28 protein-coding genes and 1 tRNA gene are annotated in these 24,386 nt (G+C 55.4%); 8 read left to right on the top strand and 21 right to left on the bottom strand.

Features of this window, described 5'->3' with window-relative positions; translation table 11 throughout:
- Positions 1-4: 4 nt before the first annotated feature.
- A tRNA-Thr gene (locus Q8N00_00945) sits at positions 5-79 on the bottom strand.
- A 199-nt stretch (positions 80-278) separates the two neighbouring features.
- A complete protein-coding gene (locus Q8N00_00950) occupies positions 279-521 on the bottom strand; it encodes a hypothetical protein (protein MDP2381350.1) in 243 nt (80 codons plus the stop codon).
- A 301-nt stretch (positions 522-822) separates the two neighbouring features.
- Here Q8N00_00950 and Q8N00_00955 point away from each other — a divergent pair, with 301 nt between their 5' ends.
- The 6 genes from Q8N00_00955 (at position 823) to Q8N00_00980 (ending at position 2,930) form a co-directional block, all read left to right on the top strand.
- Positions 823-1,056 (top strand): hypothetical protein, encoded by a 234-nt coding sequence (locus Q8N00_00955; protein ID MDP2381351.1) that lies wholly within the window; start codon positions 823-825, stop codon positions 1,054-1,056.
- A gap of 256 nt (positions 1,057-1,312) precedes the next feature.
- Positions 1,313-1,579, top strand: coding sequence for a hypothetical protein (locus Q8N00_00960; protein MDP2381352.1), 267 nt, complete (start codon positions 1,313-1,315; stop codon positions 1,577-1,579).
- Positions 1,576-1,959 carry a CBS domain-containing protein gene (locus Q8N00_00965; GenBank protein ID MDP2381353.1) on the top strand — a complete coding sequence of 128 codons (384 nt, stop codon included), beginning with the start codon at positions 1,576-1,578 and terminating at the stop codon, positions 1,957-1,959. The genes Q8N00_00960 and Q8N00_00965 overlap by 4 nt, the downstream gene beginning before the upstream one ends.
- A 40-nt stretch (positions 1,960-1,999) precedes the next feature.
- Positions 2,000-2,125 (top strand): hypothetical protein, encoded by a 126-nt coding sequence (locus Q8N00_00970; protein ID MDP2381354.1) that lies wholly within the window; start codon positions 2,000-2,002, stop codon positions 2,123-2,125.
- Between the two features lie 4 nt (positions 2,126-2,129).
- Positions 2,130-2,654, top strand: a complete 525-nt coding sequence (locus tag Q8N00_00975) for a phosphate-starvation-inducible PsiE family protein (protein MDP2381355.1) — start codon at positions 2,130-2,132, stop codon at positions 2,652-2,654.
- A gap of 9 nt (positions 2,655-2,663) precedes the next feature.
- A complete protein-coding gene (locus tag Q8N00_00980) occupies positions 2,664-2,930 on the top strand; it encodes a hypothetical protein (GenBank protein ID MDP2381356.1) in 267 nt (88 codons plus the stop codon).
- A gap of 196 nt (positions 2,931-3,126) precedes the next feature.
- On the opposite strand, the gene phoU is transcribed toward Q8N00_00980, so the two are convergent.
- The 19 genes from phoU to Q8N00_01075 form a co-directional block, all read right to left on the bottom strand.
- The gene (gene phoU, locus Q8N00_00985) at positions 3,127-3,819 is read right to left on the bottom strand and encodes a phosphate signaling complex protein PhoU (protein ID MDP2381357.1); all 693 of its coding nucleotides are present in this window, start codon (positions 3,817-3,819) and stop codon (positions 3,127-3,129) included.
- 5 nt (positions 3,820-3,824) lie between these two features.
- Positions 3,825-4,625 (bottom strand): phosphate ABC transporter ATP-binding protein PstB, encoded by an 801-nt coding sequence (pstB, locus tag Q8N00_00990; GenBank protein ID MDP2381358.1) that lies wholly within the window; start codon positions 4,623-4,625, stop codon positions 3,825-3,827.
- Position 4,626: 1 nt separating this feature from the next.
- Positions 4,627-5,550 carry a phosphate ABC transporter permease PstA gene (gene pstA, locus Q8N00_00995; protein ID MDP2381359.1) on the bottom strand — a complete coding sequence of 308 codons (924 nt, stop codon included), beginning with the start codon at positions 5,548-5,550 and terminating at the stop codon, positions 4,627-4,629.
- Positions 5,550-6,509 carry a phosphate ABC transporter permease subunit PstC gene (pstC, locus tag Q8N00_01000; GenBank protein ID MDP2381360.1) on the bottom strand — a complete coding sequence of 320 codons (960 nt, stop codon included), beginning with the start codon at positions 6,507-6,509 and terminating at the stop codon, positions 5,550-5,552. The genes pstA and pstC overlap by 1 nt, the downstream gene beginning before the upstream one ends.
- 268 nt (positions 6,510-6,777) lie before the next feature.
- Entirely contained in the window at positions 6,778-7,788 is a 1,011-nt protein-coding gene (locus tag Q8N00_01005) for a PstS family phosphate ABC transporter substrate-binding protein (GenBank protein ID MDP2381361.1), read from the bottom strand.
- A gap of 232 nt (positions 7,789-8,020) precedes the next feature.
- Entirely contained in the window at positions 8,021-8,416 is a 396-nt protein-coding gene (locus Q8N00_01010; protein ID MDP2381362.1) for a hypothetical protein, read from the bottom strand.
- A gap of 364 nt (positions 8,417-8,780) precedes the next feature.
- On the bottom strand, positions 8,781-9,908 hold the full coding sequence (locus tag Q8N00_01015) for a PstS family phosphate ABC transporter substrate-binding protein (protein MDP2381363.1): 1,128 nt from the start codon (positions 9,906-9,908) through the stop codon (positions 8,781-8,783).
- Between the two features lie 29 nt (positions 9,909-9,937).
- Entirely contained in the window at positions 9,938-11,449 is a 1,512-nt protein-coding gene (locus Q8N00_01020) for a porin (protein ID MDP2381364.1), read from the bottom strand.
- Between the two features lie 211 nt (positions 11,450-11,660).
- Complete coding sequence (gene gspK / locus Q8N00_01025; GenBank protein MDP2381365.1) at positions 11,661-12,608, bottom strand: type II secretion system minor pseudopilin GspK; 948 nt, start codon at positions 12,606-12,608, stop codon at positions 11,661-11,663.
- The gene (gene gspM, locus Q8N00_01030) at positions 12,595-13,143 is read right to left on the bottom strand and encodes a type II secretion system protein GspM (GenBank protein MDP2381366.1); all 549 of its coding nucleotides are present in this window, start codon (positions 13,141-13,143) and stop codon (positions 12,595-12,597) included. Before gspM ends, gspK begins: the two co-directional genes overlap by 14 nt.
- Complete coding sequence (gene pilM / locus Q8N00_01035) at positions 13,140-14,714, bottom strand: pilus assembly protein PilM (protein MDP2381367.1); 1,575 nt, start codon at positions 14,712-14,714, stop codon at positions 13,140-13,142. The genes gspM and pilM overlap by 4 nt, the downstream gene beginning before the upstream one ends.
- 110 nt (positions 14,715-14,824) lie before the next feature.
- Positions 14,825-15,727: a type II secretion system protein GspN gene (gene gspN, locus Q8N00_01040; GenBank protein ID MDP2381368.1), complete on the bottom strand. Its 903-nt coding sequence runs from the start codon at positions 15,725-15,727 to the stop codon at positions 14,825-14,827.
- A complete protein-coding gene (locus Q8N00_01045; protein MDP2381369.1) occupies positions 15,724-16,344 on the bottom strand; it encodes a type II secretion system protein GspJ in 621 nt (206 codons plus the stop codon). Before Q8N00_01045 ends, gspN begins: the two co-directional genes overlap by 4 nt.
- Entirely contained in the window at positions 16,316-16,729 is a 414-nt protein-coding gene (locus tag Q8N00_01050; GenBank protein ID MDP2381370.1) for a prepilin-type N-terminal cleavage/methylation domain-containing protein, read from the bottom strand. Before Q8N00_01050 ends, Q8N00_01045 begins: the two co-directional genes overlap by 29 nt.
- A 43-nt stretch (positions 16,730-16,772) precedes the next feature.
- A complete protein-coding gene (locus Q8N00_01055) occupies positions 16,773-17,411 on the bottom strand; it encodes a hypothetical protein (GenBank protein MDP2381371.1) in 639 nt (212 codons plus the stop codon).
- 3 nt (positions 17,412-17,414) lie between these two features.
- On the bottom strand, positions 17,415-17,900 hold the full coding sequence (gspG, locus tag Q8N00_01060; protein ID MDP2381372.1) for a type II secretion system major pseudopilin GspG: 486 nt from the start codon (positions 17,898-17,900) through the stop codon (positions 17,415-17,417).
- 85 nt (positions 17,901-17,985) lie between these two features.
- On the bottom strand, positions 17,986-19,215 hold the full coding sequence (gene gspF / locus Q8N00_01065; GenBank protein MDP2381373.1) for a type II secretion system inner membrane protein GspF: 1,230 nt from the start codon (positions 19,213-19,215) through the stop codon (positions 17,986-17,988).
- 4 nt (positions 19,216-19,219) lie between these two features.
- Positions 19,220-20,947, bottom strand: coding sequence for a type II secretion system ATPase GspE (gene gspE, locus Q8N00_01070; GenBank protein MDP2381374.1), 1,728 nt, complete (start codon positions 20,945-20,947; stop codon positions 19,220-19,222).
- Positions 20,948-21,187: 240 nt separating this feature from the next.
- Positions 21,188-21,910: a hypothetical protein gene (locus Q8N00_01075; protein MDP2381375.1), complete on the bottom strand. Its 723-nt coding sequence runs from the start codon at positions 21,908-21,910 to the stop codon at positions 21,188-21,190.
- 383 nt (positions 21,911-22,293) lie between these two features.
- Here Q8N00_01075 and gmd point away from each other — a divergent pair, with 383 nt between their 5' ends.
- Together gmd and Q8N00_01085 are read left to right on the top strand one after the other, a co-directional pair.
- A complete protein-coding gene (gene gmd, locus Q8N00_01080; protein MDP2381376.1) occupies positions 22,294-23,301 on the top strand; it encodes a GDP-mannose 4,6-dehydratase in 1,008 nt (335 codons plus the stop codon).
- A 2-nt stretch (positions 23,302-23,303) separates the two neighbouring features.
- Complete coding sequence (locus Q8N00_01085; protein MDP2381377.1) at positions 23,304-24,263, top strand: GDP-L-fucose synthase; 960 nt, start codon at positions 23,304-23,306, stop codon at positions 24,261-24,263.
- Positions 24,264-24,386 lie beyond the last annotated feature (123 nt).

A 24,386-nucleotide genomic window follows, 5' to 3' on the forward strand; every position in this document is an offset into this window, starting at 1 on the left:
TCTGTGGAGCTGGCGAGAGGAATTGAACCCCCAACCTGCGGTTTACAAAACCGCTGCTCTGCCATTGAGCTACGCCAGCCTGAATGTACCGGACCAAACACCAACCCCGACAGTCGTGAGCGAAAACCTAACAACTGCGTGAGCACCTGTCAAGCACAGGTGTGGTATGACGCTGTGATCTAGGTCACTCCAGCCATCGTAGAAGAATGACGGTCGACGTCATTGGCGTGCCTATTTTCATTGATGGTTTAGGCCGGGAGAGCCATTGCACGGTCCAATTACAATGTCGCGCTTGGAGGGGGAGTGGCGTCGCCGGCTGGAATAGAATCGTGAGTTGCAATGGCTTCGTCGAGGACTCGGAGCGACTCGTTCAAGAGGTCTGTCGCACAACTGAGTGTGACGTGAATTTGTTGGAGTGCCTCCTCCCAGCGTCCTTCCTGCTGAAAGGTTTGAAAACGGCGATGATGATCTTCCATGATCGCTTGCTTCGCATCCAGCATCAGGCTATCAACAGCTGTCACAGGTGCCCCCCCCATTCATGTGATGGAGACCGCACGGTAACAGACCTGTGATTCACACAACAATGATACGAACGGGTAGATAATGTTATGGTTAATCTACTGACCGTAAATACATGAAAATATGTATATATATTGTCATGTATTCACGGATAGTTCAGGGCTAACCTACTTCTATCCATGACCGACAGGCTTGCCCGCCAGGTCTTGCATCTGCTGAGATACAACGCGGCTCTCTGGCTTGACGATTCCTCGATAACAGGTTTATCGTGCCTCGTATGATTCATTTATTGAGGAGGAGCTGATGCGTAAGACGTCAACCTGGATCCTGGTCGCGGCAGGATTCCTACTCACTGCTTGCGCCTCAACCGAATGGGTTCACCCCAACAAACCTTCGTCAGAATACACCAACGATTACAATAAATGCGGGATAGCTGTATCTCGCGATCCCAAGCTCCAGCAGGGCAGTCAGCTCCTCGTCATCAACGCCACCGAACGCTGCATCCAAAAAGAAGGCTGGCGGTTGATCGAGAAATAGAAGCCGTATCTCCCTCTCGTTCCCCTCCTCATCAAGGATCTTCTACTCAGACTTCTGTGTGTCTTCTGCCGACCATTACCACTCCGGCGTAAGCCGGAGTGGTAATGGTACGCGACCTCCTGAATAACCCACTGGCTCCTTTCACGACAGAGTTTACAGAGACGTTACGAGGAATTCACAGGACTGGAATGTCCCAGGGGTAAGGTAGAGCCACGTGATGATGCAGCGTGACACATACACCACCATGGAGCAGATCATGAAAAACACAGAAGCCTATTTGTTCGTGCTCACGATCTCTCTCTTGCTGGCCGTTCCGATCGTTCGGGCCATTCAAACATTATTGGCCATGCATGCACGAGTCATCTTCCCTGTGCTTCGGATGCAGACAGGGCAGAGCTTCAGCACGTTGATGATGTCCGTCAGAAGCATGGAGGTGGTCGTCTGCCCCCACTGCGCCTCGTCCTTTGATCGCCCTGTCGACTCGCGCCATATCGCATGGACACAACCAAGGGAGGCCCTATGATCACCGTCGATCGGCTCATGACTCGCAAAATGGTTAATATCGAAGCAGGCACCTCGGCGATTGAGGCGGCGAAGCTCATGACCACTCACAAAATAGGAAGTCTGTTCGTGACAAAGCAAGGCCGCATCGTCGGCATCGTGACCGAGCCGGACATTGTCAGGAAAGTCGTCGGGGCTGAGCGGGTGCCCTATTACATCCCCGTGGAAGAGATCATGAGCAGTCCGGTCATTGGCATTGACGGCCGCCGGTCCGTGACCGACGCCGCAGATCTCATGGAGCAGCATGGCACGCGTCATTTAGCCGTGCTCAAGGACGCGTCGATCGTGGGGATATTATCGGTGCGCGATCTACTCCATCCCGTTTCAATAGATGAGTTTTAAGCGTTCGCAGTTCCGGTCAGAAGGAAGGGGGAGTTACGACATGCCACTGGATCTCTTCACCCCACTCTTTGCAATGGGCATGCGCTGTGCGCTCGTCCTCGGTTTTATGCTCTTCATCATTGCGCTCGGACGGGATGCCTGGAACGGTTTCGCCAAACACGAATAGGACTATGACGCAAACCACCATGGAACAGACTCTGGACACAACCTGGCCTCGACGGTTCGTCACGACCTTGACGGCCTATGACATGACACGAGTTTGGGAAGCCGGCACGCGATTCATCCTGAGCCTGCTCACCCTGACGATTCTTCTTGGTCTCGCAGGCGGCGTGGTGAAAACGTTTCTCGACTTGCGGCTTCTCCTGACCGCCGATCTTGAGGTCGCGCTCCGGCATATTATTGTCGATGCACTCACGTTACTCGCCGTTGTGGAAGTGTTGCGAACCACGCTGACCTACTGCTCAGACGGACGAGTGCGCGTCACTTTTATCGTGGACACCGTGCTTGTCGTCATGCTGACGGAGATCATCTCTCGATGGTTTACAGGCGGGGAATGGCATCAATTCGCGATATTAGGCGGCATCGTCATCACCTTGGGGCTCATGCGTATTGTGGCGATCCAATACAGCCCGTCGCCAACGGGCGGTACGCAGCAGACCGGTCAATCAGGGCCATCATGTTCACAATCTCACTAGGAGGTGCCTATGTCGATCAGTGTTCTTCTTGAAGCAGATCTTGCCATCCATCCGCTGCGCGGAGCGCGGCACGATGCCGATGCGCTCACGGCAACCATTCTCGACCATCTGAGTGAGCAGACCGTGATCAGTCTGGACACGCTCATCTGTCTCATGCCTGAATATACCTGGAATCAAATCTTCCACTGCGTCGACCAACTCGCCAGATGTAACAGGGTCGTCCTGCGCCGACACCGATTCGTCTACACGCTCTTCTCGACAGACTTCTTGGCCTAGCCACACCGTTCACGGGCGAACACCTGCCAGCAGGCCTCATTCACATCACCGCGCAAGACACACCTCCCTCTCGCCTTTCTCTCATGCCTCGCCCTACGGTCCAAGCAAGGGTGCGGACCATTCTTGCGTTGTTCCTATGTGTATTGGGGGGCAACAATCACCGGGACTTGGCTCGGCAAGAAAAAAGTAAGATATATTACTGCTGTGAGAGGCCGTTGGTGGAAGGTGCTGGTGGGGTGGTGTGGCGAATAATTTTCCCTTCGACGAGATAGACCACCAGTTCAGCGATATTGGTGGCATGGTCGGCCATCCGTTCAAGGTATTTGGCGATGAAGCTCAAGCGAATGGCACGTGACGTCGTGTGAGGATTTTCGAGCATGAACGACAGCAGTTCACGGAATAGTTGCTCCATGAGATCGTCGACGAAGTCATCGTCCGTCAGCACTTTCCGAGCGAGGGTGGCATCGTCCTTCACGAACGCATCGATACTTTCTTTCACCATCGTTCGCGCCCACCGTGCCATACGCGGGATGTCGATATAGGGCTTCAGTTGCGGCTCTTCGTTCAGCTCGATCGCACGCTCGCAGACATTTTCTGCCAGGTCGCTGATGCGCTCGAGTTCGGTGGCGATTTTCATCGCGGTGGTGATCAGCCGCAAGTCTCGCGCGGCAGGCTGATGCAGGGCCAGCAGGCGAATGCAATCTTCGTCGATCTCCACATCCAAGGCGTTGACCTGGTGGTCCCGCTCGATCACCTGTCTGGCCAGGGCTGAGTCGCGGTTCACCAATGCGGTGAGCGCCTTATCGATCTGATCTTCGGCCAGACCGGCCATGCGCAGGAGCTTGGTTTTCAACTCGACGAGTTCTTCGTCAAAATGGCGTTGTCTCATAGGGTTCAACCAAATCGTCCGGTGATGTAGTCCTCGGTCTGTTTTTGGGAAGGTGTCGTAAAGAGCTGTTTGGTGAGGCCAAACTCCACCAATTCGCCGAGGTACATGAAGGCCGTCCAGTCGGACACCCGAGCCGCCTGCTGCATATTGTGTGTCACGATCAGGATTGTCACACGACGTTTTAAGTCGAGCAACAATTCTTCAATGCTGGCCGTCGCGATCGGATCGAGCGCCGACGTCGGCTCATCCAACAACAACAGTTCGGGATCGGTCGCCAACGCTCGGGCGATACAGAGCCGTTGCTGCTGGCCGCCGGAGAGCGAGGTCGCCCGAGCCGTCAATCGGTCCTTCACCTCTTCCCACAGGGCGGCGTTTCGCAGGGCCTGTTCGACCTTTTCATCCAAGAGCTGCCGTTCACTGGTCCCTCGTACTCTTAATCCGTAGGCGACGTTGTCATAAATGGACTTGGGAAAGGGGTTCGGCTTTTGAAAGACCATGGCGATCCGCATCCGCACTTCGATCGGATCGACCTCGCGCGCGAGAATATTGCGTTGATCCGGGTACAGGAGAATTTCACCTTCATAACGGTTTCCCGCATAGAGGTCGTGCATCCGATTAAAGCAGCGGAGAAAGGTGGATTTCCCGCAGCCAGATGGCCCGATCAAGGCCGTGATCTGATATTCGGCGATGGGGAGCGACAGGTTCTTCAGCGCCAAGCGGTTTCCATAGGAGAAACTGAGGGCACGGGTCTCCGCCTTGAGGGGTGTGGGCCATTCCTGAGGGTACGTCGAGTCGGCGACATCCATGTTACCAGCTCACCTGCTTTCGCATTCGGTATCGCAAGTAGATCGCCAGGCCGTTCATTGTCAAGGTCATCCCGACCAACAGCACCCCGGCTGCTGCGGCGTTGCCGGCGAAGTCCTCGCCTGGCCTCGACACCCACCCGAACATTTGAATGGGCATGATCGTAAAGGGAGAAAAGAGCCAGTCGAAGGAGATATATGGCGGTTGTGTCGTGAACGGAGCCGGAGGCAGAAAGGCAATAAACGTCAGAGCACCGATGGTGACGATGGGGGCGGTCTCACCGATAGCCCGGCTCAACGCCAGGATAATGCCCGTCAGGATGCCGGCCGCCGAATAGGGGAGGACGTGATGCGAGACCGTCTGCCATTTGGTGGCGCCCAATCCATAAGCCGCCTCCCGGATCTCGACCGGGATTGCGCGAATCGCTTCACGCGTGGTGACGATGACGACCGGCAGAATCAAGAGTGCCAACGTGAGGCCGGCTACCAGGATACTTTCGCCCAGTCCCAGGATGTAGACGAACAACCCGAGCGCCAGCAAGCCATAAATGATCGAGGGTACGCCGGCCAGGTTCGTGACCGTGACCTCGATCAATTCGGTCATCCATGTCTTCCGTGCGTACTCCTCCAAGTAGATGGCGGCTGCAACGCCTAACGGGATGCCCACGACCGCCGTGACCAGCATGATCAAGGTCGAGCCGACCCAGGCCGGTAGAATGCCGGCTTGCGCGGCGTGACGAGAGGGAAATGACATGAGGAACTGCCAGTCGATCTGACGGGCACCTTGGTACAGCAGCGCCCCGAATAAGAGGGCGAGGGTTCCGACTGCGATGGTTAATGAGCCAAGTCCCACGATTTTGAATAGGGCCTCGGCAAACTTGCGCCGTGCGATGGAAGGGGACGAATGGGACAGCGACTGTGTCGACATCAGTAGACCTCCCGAAATCGCTTCCGCAGAACATGTCCGAGAATGTTGAAGGCAAAGGTCATCACGGCCAGCACGAGTCCGGCGGCAAAAATACTCTGATAGCCAATGCTGCCGTGGGGAAGATCGCCGAGCGCCACTTGCACGATGTAGGCGGTAATGGTCGCGGCCGGCTCCAGGGGGTTCCAGGTTAAATTCGGATTCTGCCCCGCTGCGATCGCCACGACCATGGTTTCGCCGACCGCTCGCGAAATTCCGAGGACATAGGCGGCCACGAGGCCGGAGGTTGCCGCCGGCACGACGACACGCCAGGCAGTCTGGAGTCGAGTCGCGCCGATCGCGTAGGAGCCTTCCCGCAGCACCATCGGTACGGCGCGCATCGCATCCTCGCTGAGCGAGATCACGAAGGGCATGATCATAATCCCGATGACGATACCGGGACCGAGCATGTTAAATCCCGGGAGGTCTGGCCAGAGTCGTTGAAGCGCCGGGGTCACGACGAGCAACGCAAAGTACCCGTACACGACGGTCGGAACGGCACCCAGAAGCTCTAGCGCGGGCTTCATGATTTCCCGTACACGCGACGAGGAAAATTCAGAAAGATAGATGGCTGCCACCGTTCCGAGTGGAATGGCCACGAGTAACCCAACCGCACTGGTGACGAGGGTACCGGCCAGCAGTGGCAAGATCCCATAGTGAGGATTGGCAAAGAGGGGGGTCCAGAGTGTATCGGTAAAAAAGTCCGTAAGCGGGACCGTTTTGAAAAACCCGATCGATTCAGACAACAGCACCGCGATAATCATCACCGTCGCCGCAACGGATGTCAGAGCGGCAAGAAAGAGCCCGCCCTCGATCACTCGCTCGCGTCGCTGGCGCGCATGGCGACGGGCAGCCGCTTCCTCGAAGGCATTCGGCTTACTGATATGCATCGCCTCCTGCTCTGCCATGCTGGATGTGTTCATCAGTAGACTGCGCCTTTCCTCTAGCAGGATGCTGAAAAAGTCCGCCAGCGGCGTTCTCGCTTCACGAAGAGGCTCAACGTACCACAAGGGTACGACTCGCCTCTTCGCTCGCTGCGGCCTTGCTGGACGGCCTTTTTGAGCATCCTGTGGATGTTCTGACCGCGGTGCCACTCCGAGTATTTTGGCCGTTATTTCGCATGCACCGAGGTTTTCCGCAGCCTGCTAGAGAGAACCTCAAGCCAGAGCCTGCACGAACACCTCATGAGCGCTACCGTTTCGGAGGACGGCTCATGATTGCTTCAACCGCCAGTCCTACTTCAGGCACACCACCGAAACCGGTACCCAGTACACCTTGTTTGAAGCGCTCACGGGCCATGCCATAGGCTGGTTCCGGTAAAGGGATATAGCGGACTTCTGCGATCAGCTTCGGCCCTTCCGTCAGGTAATACTCCACGAAGTCTTTGACCTCTTGGCGCTTTGCCGCCGCCTCACTGACGTAAATGAAGAGGGGCCTCGATAGAGGCTGATAACTGCCCTTGATGACGTTTTCAGCACTAGGCAGCACCGGGCCATTTTTACCGACAATAGCGACCGCTTTTAGCTTCTTCATCTGAGCGGCATAATAGGCAAAGGGGATATAGCCCAGCGCGTTCTTGTTATTCTCGATCCCCTGCACGAGCACGTTATCGTCTTCACTGGCGGTGTAATCGCCTCGGCTGGCTTTAGCCTTTCCCACGATGGCATCGGTAAAGTAATCGAAGGTGCCGGAATCGGAGCCGGCGCCAAAGAGCACAATTGGGGCATCCGGCCAGTCGGAATGGATCTGGTTCCATTTGGTAATTTTACTCTGGGCTGCCGGTTCCCAGATTGTCTTCAGCTCTTCGACCGTCATGGACGTAATCCAGGTGTTTTTCGGACTCACCGCCACCGTCAAGGCATCGAAGGCGATGGGCAGTTCGTAATAGGCAATGCCGTTCTTCCGGCAGAGGTCCATTTCTTCTTTGAGGATCGGCCGGGAGGCATCCGCAATGTCCGTCTCACCCCGGCAGAACTTCTTGAATCCACCGCCTGTGCCGGCGATGCCCACGGTCACTCTGATGCGGCCCCGGTTCGCTTTCTGAAATTCTTCCGCCACCGCCTCCGTGAGGGGATAGACCGTGCTCGATCCGTCGACTTTGATGAGAGCTGTTGGGGTGCCCTGTGCCAGAGGAGTCCCTGAGTCGAAGACTCCGAGAAACCCGGCCATCGCCATACAGGATACCAACCGGACAACTAGCATGCGCGCTCCTCTCATCCTCAATGAATCTGTCTGCCTCTCATGGCCCTGTGACACACCATCTTGACGCAGCTCTAGTGCAGGCCGTTTCTTCATGGATCCTGAGGCTACAGCATGTCCATTCCGGTACTGTCACAGATGTGTAAGTCTTTTGTTAACTCGGAAGGACAGTGGCAGCCTCGTAGGAAAAAGTTTTCCTTTTAAACCGTCTCAGATTAGGGGGAGCTGACGGCAATCACTGTTCTGGAATTGGAGTTTGCAGTTTCTTTTCCCGTGCCAGTTGAACAAGATCTATGACCACCACACGGCCTGGGTCGATGTAAGGCCAAGGCCATTGTTCATCCTCCGGTACGATAGACGTCGCAGGTACAAAGGTCGCGCGGAAACTTGTCCGGCTGATCGGGAGGAGCGGGTTCTCGATAGGATCGATCTCTGACACGATACTCTGGCTCATGCCTTCGGAGGGCGAAGTACGGTCATTTGCCAGAATGAAATATAGATGCTGACCATGGACAAAGAGACCGCCCGACGTGATGGCCAACCCGATGGCTGAAGTCGAAACGCGTCGATAAAACGTCACCAGTTCTCCAGGCGTCGCCTCTGGCAACGCCTGACTGAGATGGCGAGCCAAGAGGACCTGTTCCTCTTTGGAGAATGCTGCAACGAGGGATGCTTCTCCGCTGAGGATGGAGGGAATGAACGAGTTCCGTGACTGTATCCTGATCCCCGCGAGAATGTACCGTAGCTCATCGAGACTAACCTTGGCCGGATGACTGTGGCCTATACCTGCCTTGCTATCCAGCTGTAGGCTGATGGCCGTCGCAGTGTCATGATATAGAGCGCGCGGAGGCGGAGCAGTTGTGCATCCGACGCTGAGAGAAACGACGACTCCTAACGCACAAACCACCCAACCCTGCATGTTATTCCCTCTCATGACGCCGAGGCTATCCATACTTCGATTCATCTTCAAACGATAGCAGAACAGAGGGAAGATTTCAGCGCACGTCGTTTTGTGCCGTCACTAGACTGTGCCCCAAAATTTCAAAATTCTTGGAGATCTGCGCGGCGGTCAACGGATAAAGACTCGCTCGGGCCACGGTCTCCTGCCCTTGGCGGCTATTCACAAACTTCACAAACTCCCATACCACGGGATCGAGTTTTTCTTTCTGATTTTTGTTCACATAGAGATAGAGCGGTCTGGCCAGTGGGTATTGTCCATTGGCCACGCTCTCAGCGCTGGGTAGGACCGCCGCCCCATCGGCCTCATTTGTAAGGGGGATAATTCTGACCATGGAACCTTGGAATCCTACGCCGGCATAGCCGACTGCGAGAGGGTCTTGAGCGATGGCGAGAATCTCCGATGCCGACCCAGGTTGCTCCTGCACGTCGTCACGGAGCTCCCCATCTATCAATGCCACATGCTTAAAGAATTCGCGGGTCCCGGACTTTTTGTTTCGTCCATACAGGTGAATGGGCTGTTGGCTCCATTGATCTTTAAGTCCCACCTGGCCCCAGGTTGTGAGGCGTCCTCCCTTGCTTCGCTTCAAGCTGGAGCTAAAGAGGCCGTCGACTTGTTCGAGTGTGAGGTGTTCGATTGGGTTGTCGTTGTGCACATAAATAGCAACGGCATCCATCGCGATCGGAATGCCGATTGGTTCGTACCCATGATGGCTGACAAACCCCTTTCGTTCTTGGTCGGTCAGCGGACGTGACGAAGCCAATAAATCGGAACTACTGGCACCTTGTGTGCCTTTGCCGCCTGACTTGTCCCCGCGGTGCTGGAGGGAAAGGCCCAGCATGAATTCGCGTATGGCCTCGCTGGATCCCTGCCCCTCGACACCGAATTTCGTGTTGGGTTGAAACGATCTGAACGCGGCGGCGAGCTTCGCCATGAGGGGCTGCATCGTATCAGACCCGACAATGGTGACTCGACCGCTGATGCCTTGAGCAGGCTGGTATTGTTCTGCGATCGAGTCATTGCCTGATTGGACTAAGATATTGGCCTGTTCTGCAGTAGCCTTCTCGTCCCACAGGCACCAGGAAGTGAGAGCGAGTACAAGGGCAAGACATTGTGCTGGACGGACAGAGCAGATCCGCTGTTGTACATTATGTGTCATCATCATTTCCTTTCTTCTCGAGTAAGACGGTTCTTCTAATTAAAGAAGAATTGGGCCTGGAATCGCAACAGGGAGGCATCAAATTGATCCTGCACCTGATTGCGCACCAGAGTCTCGTTGAGTCCGTCCTTCAACATGAGTTCAGTGACAAACCTCCAGTGAGTATCCGGTTCCCAGACTAGACCGAAGTTCCAGGTTCGCGATTGGCCATCTGGTGCACCGCTGATCGATTTGATCCCACCATAATATTCACCGAAGCGCACATAGGGCGTGAGCTGGCCGACATCCGAGTATTGCCAGGTATAGTACCCCTGCACATAACCGCCTCGAAGCGACGACTCTTCAATGGTGTTATTGCTCGCGTTCCGCTTCGCATTACGTCCAATCGTGCCCTCGGCAAGTAGTCCCCAGGGTTGCGGTGGCGTCCAGAGGTAGGCCGTGAGGCGCTGATCGTTGACGTCGCAGCCGCCTTCCTTATTCAAGGCGTCGTAACACTTCGCCGCCGAACTGGTGCTGGTGGGGGATCCGGCGCCGGTGACTGAGTAGATCCCGCGAAAGGCCATCACGCCGGTTTCCAGGAGTCGCCCGTTCGGCAACTCAAACGGATAGGCCAATCGTACGCCGACATGCTTGTCGCCGTTCAATTCCGCCTTGTTGCGGCCTTGGCCATTGTAAACCATGACGCCGAAGACGCCATAATCGCCCGGTCCGTTGTGATAAGCCGCTAATTGGGAAAACCGATCTTGGGCGATTTTGGGGCTCCAATAATAGGCTATGCCGAGGTCTCGTTCCCCCGGCGCCCCGCTTTGAACCGATTCGTGCCGGTCGAGTTCTTGCCGATTAGTGCTTGATCGGTAGGTATCGAAGGAGTTTGGCGCTCTGTGTAGGCCGAATCGAAGCCGGTTAACCTTGTCTTTTGTCAGGTAGTAGTCGCCGTACGCATCAATAATTTCCTTATTGAACATATTTTGTGTTCCTTGATCGCCTTCGAAGGCGCCCTGAAGGAAGAAGGCGAGCCGTTCTGAAACCTGCCCTTGGAACACGAGGCGGATGCGCCGCATGTAGAATTCACGTGGCTGGTGGGTCGCATTGCTATCGCCTAGAGGGATGCTCATCTTGCCGTCGGTGGGTCCGGCAGAGATACGAAACTGGGTGTACCCGCTGATCCGGATGCGCTCATACCAGCGGGGATTGCCAGCCATCTGCATCTCCGGCGTCTGCTCGAAGACGCGGCGTTCTTCTTCCGCTTTCAGGCGAATCCAATCATCCTGGGTGATGAGTCCCTTTTCCAATAGGAGACTTTCGAGATTGGTGCTTTCTATGGTGAGGCGCTGACCGACACTTGCCCGTTGGCTTGGGTCGGCAACAGGAGTGGCGGTCAAACCAGATTGAGGACCGATGATGTCTGGTTCTGCCGCAACTGCGGCCAGGGTGCTGTTAATGCCCAAGGTGAGAACCAGGCACAGGACAAAGGCTCGTAGTAAAATTACACGTAAAAACGTCGTGCTCTCATCTTTCGATTGTTGCGGAAGTGGCCAGATCTGCACGCTTCGTCCCCCCTTGTTGTCTGGCCTGTGCAGGCCAGTGAGTCCACAGTGTTGTCAGAAGGGAGTATCCTGGATTCACATAAAGAATCCGTAACGGCGCTGTTACAGAATTGTTAAATTTTGATGGGGGGCATGTTTATGTCGGTGTAATCAGGAGGCTATGGGGCGGGTCGAGAGATGGAAGATCACACGATGAGGCACGATTCACACATCACAACACACGGTAATACAGCACCGAGCTCACTCCGGTATTGGCATCGCGCCGGAGTACCACGGTCCCATTCCTGGTCACCTCGTTGACGCTCACGATCAGACGGGCCAAGAACAGATCGCTTTTGATGTCGTACAGGTTTTGGAGCCGGAGTTCCTTCCCAACTTCTTCGAAGCTACTGACGCGATCGAGGTCCTGAATGGTCTTGAAAGGACGCGCCTGGATAATATCTGACGCCACGCCTTGCGAGATACGAGGATCGAGGGCTTGAAGGACAAGGGGATTAGCCGTGTTGACGTTCACCCGGCTTTCTCCTTCTTGAGGATAGACGGTTACCACCTTCGAGAGCTTCTCGATGAGGTCGGGTGTCATCCCTTTGATCAGGCGTAATTCTAAGAGCGTCTGCAAGGGAGCATTGGCCGCGCGATAGGAGGGGCGCAAGGTTTGGTAGTAGGGGCTTTCTGCGCCGGAGGCTTCCGGCACCTCGTCCTGATCCACCCAATCGACGATGGCGTCCACCAGATCAGGATTGACCTGCACGAGTTCGAAGAGTCTCTTGAACCGCAGGACCTTGGCCTTTTTGGCGATGGGATCTCCGCCGGCCGCTAATTCGTTCAGGTTGAGTTTGCCCCGTTCGTCTTCGATTTTCGCGCTCAGTACGCCATCACCGATGGCATAGTTGGAGATGGGAAAGGCCCAGATGTCGGTGGGGGCATCGAAAAACTGTCCCGTTTTTTTGTCCTTGATGAAATCCTGCTGCAACACGCCACGGGCGGCCTGTACCGCCGCACGTGCGAGCACGGTCGCTTTAAAATTGTCGCGGAACGCTGCGGCGTCGCGGTATTCCCGCCTCGCTTCGACATCGAATTCGAGAATCAGCGCAACCAGGAGGGTGAGAACCAGGAGGGTTAGAAGAAGGGCAATGCCGCGCTCATCAGACCTTGGCATAGGTCACGATTTTCAGCGTCGCGTCGAGATTGACCGGGTTGTCGTATTTCGGTTTCATTTGGAGATGGTGCACCTGCACGTCGTAGGGGGCCTGTTCAATGGCCATCAGCAATGCGAGGAGCTGGGGAAGCGTGACGCCGTCGAGCCGTAGGTCGACCGAGGTTTCCTGATAGCCCTGGACGACGAGGGGAGCCTGTGGCTGCATGCCGCCGATACGATCGCGAATTTGCGCCGTCGTCGTCGCTTCTTCCATGAACGCCAGTAGGGAGAACTGCGCCGGCGGCTTCGGCATCCGTTGCTCGAGTTTGGCGATCCGCGCCTGCTTGGTGATATATTCCTGTGCCACCAGTGCCAACTCCTGGCTGTCTTTCGCTTTCCGGCTTGCCTGCCGGTCGAGTTTGTCGATCGACGCGGTGAGCGGATCGATGATCAGCAGAAACACGAGGACTGCCGCGATGACCGCTCCGCCGGTGGTCACGATGATCCGTTCACGTTGCGAGAAATGGTGCCACCGTTCTTTCAGCATCTGTTTCATGGCCGTTGCACCATGTAGGTCAGCCGAAATACGACTTGGTTCGGGACAGCCCCGACACGGGTGTCGCTAATAGACACGTCCTGCAGTGTTTCGACTGCCGCGAAGGCCTGCTTGATCTTCTCGACGGCATCGAAGGTTGTGGTTTCTCCCTCCAGATGGATGCTGGCTCCGTCCATCGTCAGCTCTCGTACTTTCAGCGGCACCCCTGGCGGGACATGTTTCACCAGTTCCGCGAGGCTGGCCAGCACGTTATAGCGACTCCCGTCGACCACCGAGAGCCCTTTCTCTATTTGCGATACTCGGTAGCGGGCTTGATCCAACTCTTCTCCGGGGCTCGCGCCAGGACCAAATGTTTGCTCGTATTGAGTTTGGAGTCCCCGCTTGAGGTCCTTGACCGTCGAATCCTTCAGCATCACGCGTGTGGAGAGATCTACCAGACCCAGAACGGCCAGGATGAGTCCGCCCCACAACGCCAATCGGCGATCGTGTTTCGAGGCATCTCCTGTGGCCGATGCATCCTGGCTACCGGCTTTAAAGTCCAGGACGAGACCAGATCCGGCCAATCTCGACTTCCAGCGGGGCCGCACGATATTCGGATGGATGGACAGTCCGAATGCGATGGAAAAGGCGCGAGGGCAGCTCGCTCCGAATCCTTGCCGAGGACCGACCGGCTTCAAGCCCAGCTGGTTCGCCATATATCCGCTGAGCTCTTTCAATTTTGAGCCACCGCCCGATACCCAGCAATGGGTCAACCGTTGATGGACACTGCCTTCGTAGGCATGGAGCGAGACGCGCAATTCTTTGAGGACTGGTTCCAGCCAGGCGTCGATCTCTTTCACGGCCAGGGTTCGCTTCCGTCGTTCTGCTTCAGCGAAGCTGCAGGCATGACGGACGGCGAGCGCATGGGTGAGATGATTTCCTCCCCATTGCACGGTCCGCAACAGTACCGGACGACCTTCATGGATCAGACACAAGGTCGTCTTCGAGGCCCCGACATCGATAATCGCCATATCGCCAGGAACTTGCGCCCCTTCCTCCTTGAGGAATTGGCTGACCGAAAATAAGGCCATGCCGTCAATGGTGATCGCAGAGGGGTTGAGATCGACGGAGGCCATAAACCGGATATGTTCAGCGATTTTTTCGTTGGGCGCTGCAGTGACGAGGACGTCGGACCCTTTGGCTTTTGCGGTTCCTTCCTGGGATTCGCGAGCCGGTAACAACAGACTGCCGACGGTGACGTCCTCCAAGGGCATCGGAATCAGGTTTTCCATTTCGAAGGGAACCACCTGCGCCAGTTTGGAGGCATCGCGAAAGGGAAAGGAGAGGGTTCTGACAAATACGTCTTGGCAGGGGAGTGCCGTGACGATTTCTCCACTGCCGTACAAGCCATGCTGCCAGAGGAAATCTCTGAGCATGCCTGCGCGATGAGCGGGCTCCATCTGTTCCGGTCGCCCATAGGGAACGGGCAGGTGGAAATATTCGACCGATTCACGCCCGCTCAGACGGCGACGGAACCGCACGGCCTTGAAGGCCGTCTGTCCGATATCAAGTCCGACACATTCAGCAATCATCGACAACTACCTGTACTCCTCAATGTCGTCACCACGTGCGTATATCTACCTGTACTATCCGTACTGTACCAGGCTCTGGGAGAGGAGAGAAGAACTACTTCTCTGGGTGATTACAGTGCCACTCTCGCATTGATGATCGGCCCGGCCAGCTTAAACGTTAACGGGGTACCGGGCTGAAACGGTGGTAATGACAGGCTTGCCGCTTTCTGCGCAAACCCAGGGCCGGGAATGACCGTAACCGTCAGCTCCAAAAGGCTTTGCTGAAGCGGCTGTCGCAACGTGACCTGCCCCTGAGCGGTAAACGATCCATCGACACCGTCACCCTTTAATTCCGTCACCTCGCAGACGCCATCATGGCAGGCGATCGACGCTTGTATGCGTCCGAGCGCTAGCGAGGGCAGTGCAGCAGAGCCGGCAGCGACGCGATCAACGACAAGATCCTTGATCTCCACCGTTAGGGTCCCGTCACCCTTGAGGCCCGCCGCGGCGTCTTGTGTGTTATCCCATCGATGCATGAAATCTCCCTGCGCGGTGCCTCGGCTGACGTAGGGTTTCAAGACCGTCGTCAGATCCATTTGCTGGAGATGGCCTTTGACGGAAACTGGACCGCGTAAGCCCCACGAGGCCGCTGTTAGAGATCCGGTGGCTCGCCCAGCGCCCACTTGGACTGCTCCTGGTAATTGCACGGCATAGTCTATCACCATGCGGCCGAACAATGCCTGAAAGACTCCTATTGTTGTCCGTACGGCTTCAAGCGGAATGGCTCCGTTAGTGGGGCCAGCGAGGACAACATCACGCCACTCAATGGACGCGGGAAACCCGACCGACCAATCCGCAGCCCGGATCTCCCATCCACTCATCCGGTGAAACTCAGCCAGTAGACGATTCTGGAGTGGGCCATAGGGAAAGGTCAGGAGCAGCGAGAGGATGAAGCCGGCTAGCGTCGCCAGTCCCCAGCCTAGGGGGCCTTTGAGTCTCGGTGTTTCCGGCCAGGTGATGGGCCATGCCGTCATGATGCCCCCACCGCAACCCATTGGCGGACGGTCTGGAGTTCGGCATTGTCTTGCAGTAACGTCAGTTCGATCAACAAGGCTTTCGGAGTCCCTGATCGTCCACGACCATCCCACTCGTCCACCCAGAGGTTGGTCTTGCTGTCGTAGAAGCGCACGTTGAAGGCTTTGACCTTGCTGGCAAGTTCGACTTGCTCGATAGACTCGTCGGTCAGCCCGTAGAGGTTTCTCCGCACAAAGCGAAGGAGCCGTTCGCCTTCTCTGGTGTATACGATGCGAACCAATTCGGTATCTTTCGTTGACTCCGCCCCTCGAAATTGGCCCATGGTGAGAAAGGCGATCGAATCGGCCGGTTGACCATCCTGCTGGCCGTTGATTCCCATCCAAGGACCAGACGGCAGACTCACGCCGACCGACAATTCATCGGTCATCACGCGTAACGTGCTTCGAACAATCTGCTCATTGGCCGAGCTGGCCCTTGCGGCATCGATCGCACTGGTCGTGACATAGAGCGATCCAAAGACTAGGGTCGCCATCATGGCGACGAGAGACACGGCCAGCAGCACTTCAATGAGCGTGAAACCGCCCTCACTACTGGGGGGTGTTTGCCGAAAACACATAGGTACTGACCTCGACCATTTCTTCCGTGGCGCCTCGTGGCCACAGCACCTGGATCTTCACTTCCTGTACGATCGGCAATGGCGTGGGTGCGACAATTCGTTTCCACCGATAATTGGCCGGTCGATTCGTGGTCTCGGCAGTGGCTTGCGATCCCAGAGGGATCGATTGAAACTCTCCACCCGTCTCACCGAGGGGCAACAGCATCCCCAACTCCGTCTCGATCAACTTTTCCTGCGCGAGGACCGTGGCGGTCGTCAGTTCCTTGGCCCTTGCATGGAGATCGAGGTCCCAATTGCGGAGCCCCAGCAAGATCGGCAGCGCCAACGCCAGAATGCCGAGCGCAATCAGCACTTCTAATAGCGTAAACCCCCGTTCGTTTCCCATAAACGCATCCTACGTGCGACCGGTCGTCCTCACCGTCGTCTCATTACCTGCCTGCCACCGTGGTTTGAAGCAACGGTCTCACACGGTCGGGAATGGTGAGGGGCTTTGAGGGCTCGATCCGTTCATCGCTCATGCGGATCGCTCCTGTAACCGGCTCAATAGCAATGGCCAGGATGTTGTTGTTCTTATCCGCCAGATGCATCGTCATCGGATCGATCCTTCCGGTAGGATAAAAGAACAGATCGACTCGGCCGGTTTCTTTTTTTCCCTGACTTGCCAGTATGTCTGAGAAGCGAATGGTGTCGGGGAGGTTCAACGGCGTGGCCCAGGTCGCGTCGGTCGGCACCTTTTCTTGATTGCCATCCAGGATTACCGGCCAATAGATCCCTCGATCCAGATCAACGTACAGGTGGACCGTTTTCTGGGTCAACATGGCCATGCCTTGAAGGGATCGCACGGTCCCGACCATCCGCCGGCCCACTGAGCCGAGATTCTCCTCCAGCGATATCCGGGGCAACACGATGCCCAGCAGGCCGACTAGCAAAAAGAGTACAAGGATGATTTCGAGGATGGTAAATCCTGCCGTAGCCAGGCAGGTATGAGGCACGTGGCGTGAGGCGAGGGGAGACAACAGATGCTTCTCCCAGATCCCTCGCCCCATGCCCCTCGCCTCTTGCCACATCTTCTAGTCCTTATCGAGATTCCAATTGGTAATATCCGCATTGATTCCTTCGCCGCCTGCTTCACCATCGGTCGCGAGGGAGGTGATCTCGTAATCGCCTTTTGGACTGGGACTTAAATATTTGTATGGATTTTGCCAGGAGTCTTCCGGCAACTTCGGAAGATAGCCTCCGAGCTTCCACTTTTTCGGAACTACCCCGACCGAAGGTTTTTCGACCAAGGCCTTTAAGCCTTGTTCTGTTGAGGGATAGATCCCGTTGTCGAGTTTGTAGAGCTGTAAAGCTCCTTCGATATTGCGAATCTGCACTTTGGTGGCTGTGCGCTTGGCATCATCCGTTCGTCCCATGATGCGAGGAACGACTAAGGCGGCAAGAATTGCGAGAATGGCCACGACGACCATGATCTCGATGAACGTGAAGCCACGTTCGCTTTGGAGGATGTGGCGTGATAGGTGAGGACCAGGTAACCGGTGCCTGTTGTTCCACGTCATCTGCGCGCGCTCGAACCGTTCCGTACCTCTCATCGAACACCTCCCATTTGACCCATCACGCATCACTCTTCACTGAGCACGGTCGTCAACGGACCATTTGTCCCATCTCAAAAATTGGTAACAGGATAGCCACCACAATAAAAAACACTAACACACCCATAACGAGAATCATGATGGGTTCCAGTAGCGATGTAAACCGTGTAATGACCCGGTCCACTTCCCCATCGTAAATTTGCCCGATTCGACGCAGCATCTCCTCCATTTCACCGCTCCGCTCACCGACTGCAATCATGTGGGTGACCAGGGCGGGAAATTCTCCGCTGCGCTTCAACGGTTCGGCAATCGTTTCCCCTTCGCGAATATTTTGTCGGGCCCCCTCAACGGCATGTTCCAGCACGCGATTATTCATGACACGTTTTGCGACATCCATGGCATCCAGTAATTGCACACCGCTGGCCAACATCGTGGCCAATGTACTCGTGAGGCGTGAGATGGCGACCATCCTGGCCACTTCGCCGATGAGTGGGATTTTGAGGAGCCATCGGTCGGACTTGAGCTTCCCCGCTTCCGTGTGCATGGCTCGACGCACCGACCAGACGATGAACACCACCACAGCAAGAATGAATATCCAGTAGTCAGCCAGGAAATGACTCATGCTCATCAAGACGACGGTCGGCCAGGGGAGGGCCTGTTTCAAACTCGTAAAGACCGCGGTGATTTTCGGCACGACAAAGGTCATGAGGAAAAAGAGTACCGACACCCCGACAATCAACATCAGGGCTGGATAGAGGATGGCATTGGTGACTTTGTGCTTGAGCGCCAACTGCTTTTCCAGAAATTCTGCGAGGCGGAATAATATTTGATCTAATGCTCCGCTGGCTTCACCGGCTCGGACCATGTGTACGTAAATCTGGGAAAATTCGCGCGGATAACCTTCCAACACCGCGCTATAGGATTTGCCTCCACGGATTCCTTCTCGGATATCGGCCATCAGGCTTTTCACGGGTTTCTTTTCGGATTGATCGACCATCACCCCGAGCGCTTCGACCAGCGGCAGACCTGCTACCAGTAATGTCGCCAGCTGTCTGGTCATCATCGCGACATCCGTCGTGCTGAGGGCAGGGGAGCGACCGATCACCGAGGACGAGGCACCGGGAGTGTCTGTGCTCGACGCAGTGCCTTGCTCCACCATATCGGTCGGAAATACGCCGACCTTCCGTAATTTGACACGAGCGACCTTTTGGCTTTCGGCATCGATGATGCCGGTGGCAGACCCTCCGTCGTTCTTATACCCCTTGTAGTGGTAGACAGGCATCCGGCTAGATCTCGACTTCCTGCTGGGTAATTCGCATCAATTCTTCGGTCGTCGTGAGCCCGAGAAACACTTTTTCCGCGCCTTCATCTTTCAACGTCACCATGCCCTTTGCCATCGCCGCTTGGCGAATCGAAGCCGAATCCGCTTTGTTGCCGATGAGGCGACGGATTTCCTCGTCGAGGACGAGGAGTTCGAATATGCCGGTTCGACCTCGATAACCGGTCTGGGAACAGGCAGGGCACCCGGCTCCACGATAGAAGGTGGGGCGCACCCTTGGGGGGACGATGCCGAGACGAATCAGTTCTTCGTCAGCCGGCTGATAGGGCTGCTTGCAGTCCGAACAGAGTTGCCGCAGCAACCGTTGAGCTAAGACGGCAACCACTGAGGAGGCGACGAGAAACGGTTCAATGCCCATATCGATCAATCGAGTGGCCGCGCTCGCGGCATCGTTGGTATGCAATGTGGAAAAGACCAAATGCCCCGTGAGCGAGGCATGAATAGCAATTTCAGCGGTTTCACGATCTCGGATTTCCCCGATCATAATGACATCGGGATCTTGCCTGAGAATCGATCGCAGTCCCGCGGCAAACGTCAGGTTGATCTTGGGATTCACCTGCATCTGCCCCACACCGACGAGCTGATATTCGACGGGGTCCTCAACGGTAATGATGTTCTTGTCCGGTGCATTGATCTGAGTCAACGCGGCGTACAGCGTCGTGGTCTTCCCACTTCCGGTCGGGCCCGTCACGAGAATGATGCCATGTGACAAGTGAATCAGTTGTTGGATGATCCCCAGCCGATCCTGCGAAAATCCCATTTCTGAGAGATTCAGGAGACGGTTCTCTTTCTCCAGGAGACGCAGAACGACGCGTTCTCCATGGGAGGTTGGCAGTACGGAGACACGTAGGTCGACATCCTTCCCAGCCGTCCGGATTCGAAACCGGCCATCTTGGGGTAAACGTTTTTCTGCAATGTTCAGACCGGCCATGATTTTTAATCGCGCGATAATACTTGCCTGTAGATGTTTGGGCGGGGTAAGGACGGGATAGAGTACCCCGTCAATGCGGTACCGCACGACCAGTCCCCGTTCGAACGATTCGAAATGAATATCGCTTGCCCGTTGTCTCACCGCTTGGAAGAGGACGGAATTCACTAAGCGGATGATGGGGGCTTCGTCTGTTGCGTCGAGCAGGTCTGTCGGCTCATCTAGCTCATGGGCAATTTGATCGAGGCTTTCACTGGCGGCGATATCCTCCATGACTTGCTCTGCGCCTGCAGGACTCGCCGCGTCGTCATAGACACGATTCAGGCAGGCGAGGAGCGAAAGGCTGGTCGTCAGTATCGGTTTGATCGGAAGCCCGAGCAACAGACGAAGGTCGTCCAAGGCAGCCGTTTCCATGGGGTCGGTTGTTGCCACCAGTACCGCGCCATCCTCTGTTTTAATGGGAAGGACGTGATAACGGCGCGCGAAGTGAATTGGAACCTTCTTGACCCATTCGTGGTCGACCTGGCTGACATCAAGGTGCGGGAGCCATGGCAGTTCGAACTGAATCGCGAGCGCTTGTAACAGGACATCTTCGGTTATCGTCCTGAGGCGGATCAAGATTTCGCCGAGACGTCCCCCTTTGGTCCCTTGAATATTAATCGCCTCAAGCAATTTGGACTCGAGCACGCCGAATCGGTCCTCGAGTATTGCCCCTAGCAGCGGTCGACTACTGTGTTCGTCGTTCATTCAGAATATCCATGATGAGATTGTTCGTCTCTGGAAGGGTCACAGGCCTTGGAGCAAGACCACAGACCCTTGCGACGCAGATGGAGCGTTTCTGCTCGATATCGCTGACGAGGTCATGACGGCCATTCTCTCTCGCCTTTCAACGGGAGTTGTGTCTGCTCCTACGCTCACAAAGGCTCCAGCGTGACAGCGAACTGTCGAAAGCAGAAAGGAGCTGAAGTAAATGAAGATACAGCAGGCTCAGCGAATGTCGAACGTCATCGCGGTTCGCTGATTGTTACGTAGCACGTCAAGTTTCACCGTCTTCTCGTTACGAAGCTGTTGGAAGAGCGTAAGCATGGTGCCAGGATCACGAATATTCACACCATTGACCTGCTGGAGGACATCTCCGTACTTCAACCCAATCTTTTCATAAAAGCTTGAGGGGGCAATGTAATCCAGTCGGAATCCATCCATGGCTCCATTCACCAGGTACGGTACGGCTCTCGCCTGAGACAATAACTTTGGTAAATCGCCCATCGCTTGCTCGACATCTCTCCGGTCGAGGACGGTACGCAGAGGACTCCCAGGCACTGGCGCTACGGCGGATCCCGCGGTGACGGGGGGAGCCGGGGGTTTTTCAACCTGCGAGGCAGTGAGTTCAAGCAACTCTTGCTGATCGCCCTGCCGAATGACCATCCCATCCCGACGAATTTCGCTGATCTCACCTACATCGGGTATGAAATCGTGCAACCGGAAGAATAGTTGTCGTTTACTGGAAAGTTCTTCGACGATGACTGAGACCCCTCCATGATCGCCGATCACCACTCCGAGCAGCTTAAGCTTCGCCGCGAGATTTAACGAAACTCGTGGGATGACTGCGCCAGGCCCTGCGATGACGCTCATATTGAGGGGATCTGAGGGGAGGGGGAAAAGTCCGCTCGTCCGAATATGCTCGACCATCGCGGGCACTGAGGTTCGCACCTCAGTCTCCTGGTCGGAAACCGGTGCTGGCCGTACCAGCCCTCCTGGAACAGACAACGCCTCCGCAATCACTGCATTGATGATATGCGCCACCAGCAAAGTGCCGCACACAATATAAGCGAATATGATTCCCCTGCGCATACTCATAGGCTTCGAAACAGACGGTAAACCATTCCTCTTAGTTACGTACATATTCTAGTGCGAAGCAAAGGCCCCGTGCAAGAAGAACCCGCTTCCCTTCTGACGCGAGTCGGGCATTTGTGGTAGCGCAGCAGTATGTTACATGAATAGATGTAAGGCCACAGTGCGCTATCGCAGGTAGACAACATCATGTAATTGAGACATACTTCAGGCTTGCCTTGTGCAAACGAAGGAGTGGTCTTGTGAAAAAAGCATTGATTAGTGGCATTACAGGTCAAGATGGATCGTATCTGGCGGAGTTCCTTCTCGGGAAGGGCTATGAGGTCTACGGCATTATCCGGAGATCAAGCTCGTTCAATACGGGACGAATCGATCCCATTTATGAAGACCCCCATGTTCCCCATCGACGTCTCCATCTTGTGTATGGAGACCTTAACGATGCGAGTTCATTGAATCGCATCATCCGAACGGTCCAGCCAGATGAAATTTATAACCTAGGGGCGCAAAGCCACGTGCGTGTGAGTTTCGATATTCCTGAGTATACGGGAGAGATTACCGGACTCGGAACGATCCGCCTTCTGGAAGCCATTCGGGAAGCAGGGTTGAAGCCGAAGTTTTATCAAGCCTCATCCAGTGAGATGTTCGGTAAAGTGCAGGATGTCCCCCAGCGCGAGACCACACCGTTTTATCCTCGTAGTCCCTATGGTGCGGCCAAAGTTTACTCCTACTGGATTACGGTTAATTATCGAGAGGCCTACGACCTCTTTGCCTGTAACGGCATTTTATTCAACCATGAATCTCCCAGACGGGGAGAGACCTTCGTGACGCGCAAGATCACGAAGGCGGCGGCGCGAATCAAGCTCGGTGTTCAGAAAGATCTCTTTCTTGGGAATCTGGATGCGAAACGAGACTGGGGATTTGCGGGAGACTATGTGCAGGCCATGTGGATGATGCTGCAAGCCCCAAAGCCTGAGGACTACGTCATCGCGACGGGAGAAACACATACGGTACGTGAGTTCTTGGAGCTGGCCTTTGATCGGCTTCAACTGGATTGGGAAAAATATGTGAAGATCGATCCTGCCTACTATCGTCCCACGGAGGTGGATCTTCTGATCGGCGATGCGAGCAAGGCCAAACAAGATTTGGGATGGGAGCCGAAGGTTCGGTTCAGGGAGCTGGCCCATATGATGGTGGACGCGGATCTTGCCCTAGAGCAAGAACGGCTCGAAGGAACCCATGGGAAAAAGTAATGATGTCTTTCTGGTCAGATAAGCGGGTCGTCGTCACAGGCGGAGCAGGCTTTCTTGGATCCTTCGTGGTTGAGCAGCTTCAAACCAAAGGATGCCACGATATTGTCGTTCCTCGAAGCAACGACTATGACCTCGTTCAGATGGACGCGGTCCAACAGCTCTACAGCGATAGCATTCCCGATATAGTCATTCATCTGGCTGCACGCGTCGGGGGAATTGGAGCGAACCAAGCCAATCCCGGGAAGTTTTTTTACGATAACCTGATGATGGGTGCTCAGCTTATCGAAGTCGGGCGTCAGCGTGGACTGAAGAAATTCGTGGCGCTGGGGACCATCTGCGCCTATCCCAAGTTTGCCCCCATTCCATTTAAGGAAGACGATATCTGGAACGGCTACCCTGAAGAGACCAATGCGCCCTATGGTCTGGCTAAAAAAATGATGCTGGTTCAGTCCCAGGCCTATCGTGATCAGTACGGGTTTAACTCAATTGTGCTGTTTCCGGTGAACCTCTACGGCCCTCGCGATAACTTCGATCTGGAAACGTCTCACGTGATCCCGGCCTTGATACGCAAATGTATGACGGCGCAAGAAGCCGGGCAGGCCACGCTTACATTGTGGGGGGATGGATCTCCGACTCGTGAGTTTTTGTATGTGGAGGATGCAGCAGCAGGCATCCTGCTCGCAGCTGAACATTATGAAGGCCGTCTTCCCGTTAATCTGGGAACAGGGGAGGAGGTCACGATTCGTAATCTTGCCACTATGATTGCTGCGGAGGCCAATTTTACGGGCCAGATCGTCTGGGACACCAGCAAACCCAATGGTCAGCCCAGACGGTGCCTGGATGTCAGTCGAGCGAAGCAACTCTTTGGCTTTCAAGCGAAGTATGCACTCCGGGATGGGCTCAAGAAGACGTGGCAATGGTTTGTTACCAATCGTCACAATCTCCGCCAAATCAGCTTTTGAGAACTGCCCTCATCTCCTGACCGTCGCTATGACTAGTGATCCCGAGAAGTCCGAGAGCACTTTTGAACGAACTGCCAGGGCCTGCCCATCGGTGCTTGATCAGCCGTGAAAAAAATAGGTGTA

Source organism: Nitrospirota bacterium (assembly GCA_030684575.1).
In the GTDB taxonomy this organism is placed as follows: Bacteria; Nitrospirota; Nitrospiria; order Nitrospirales; family Nitrospiraceae; genus Palsa-1315.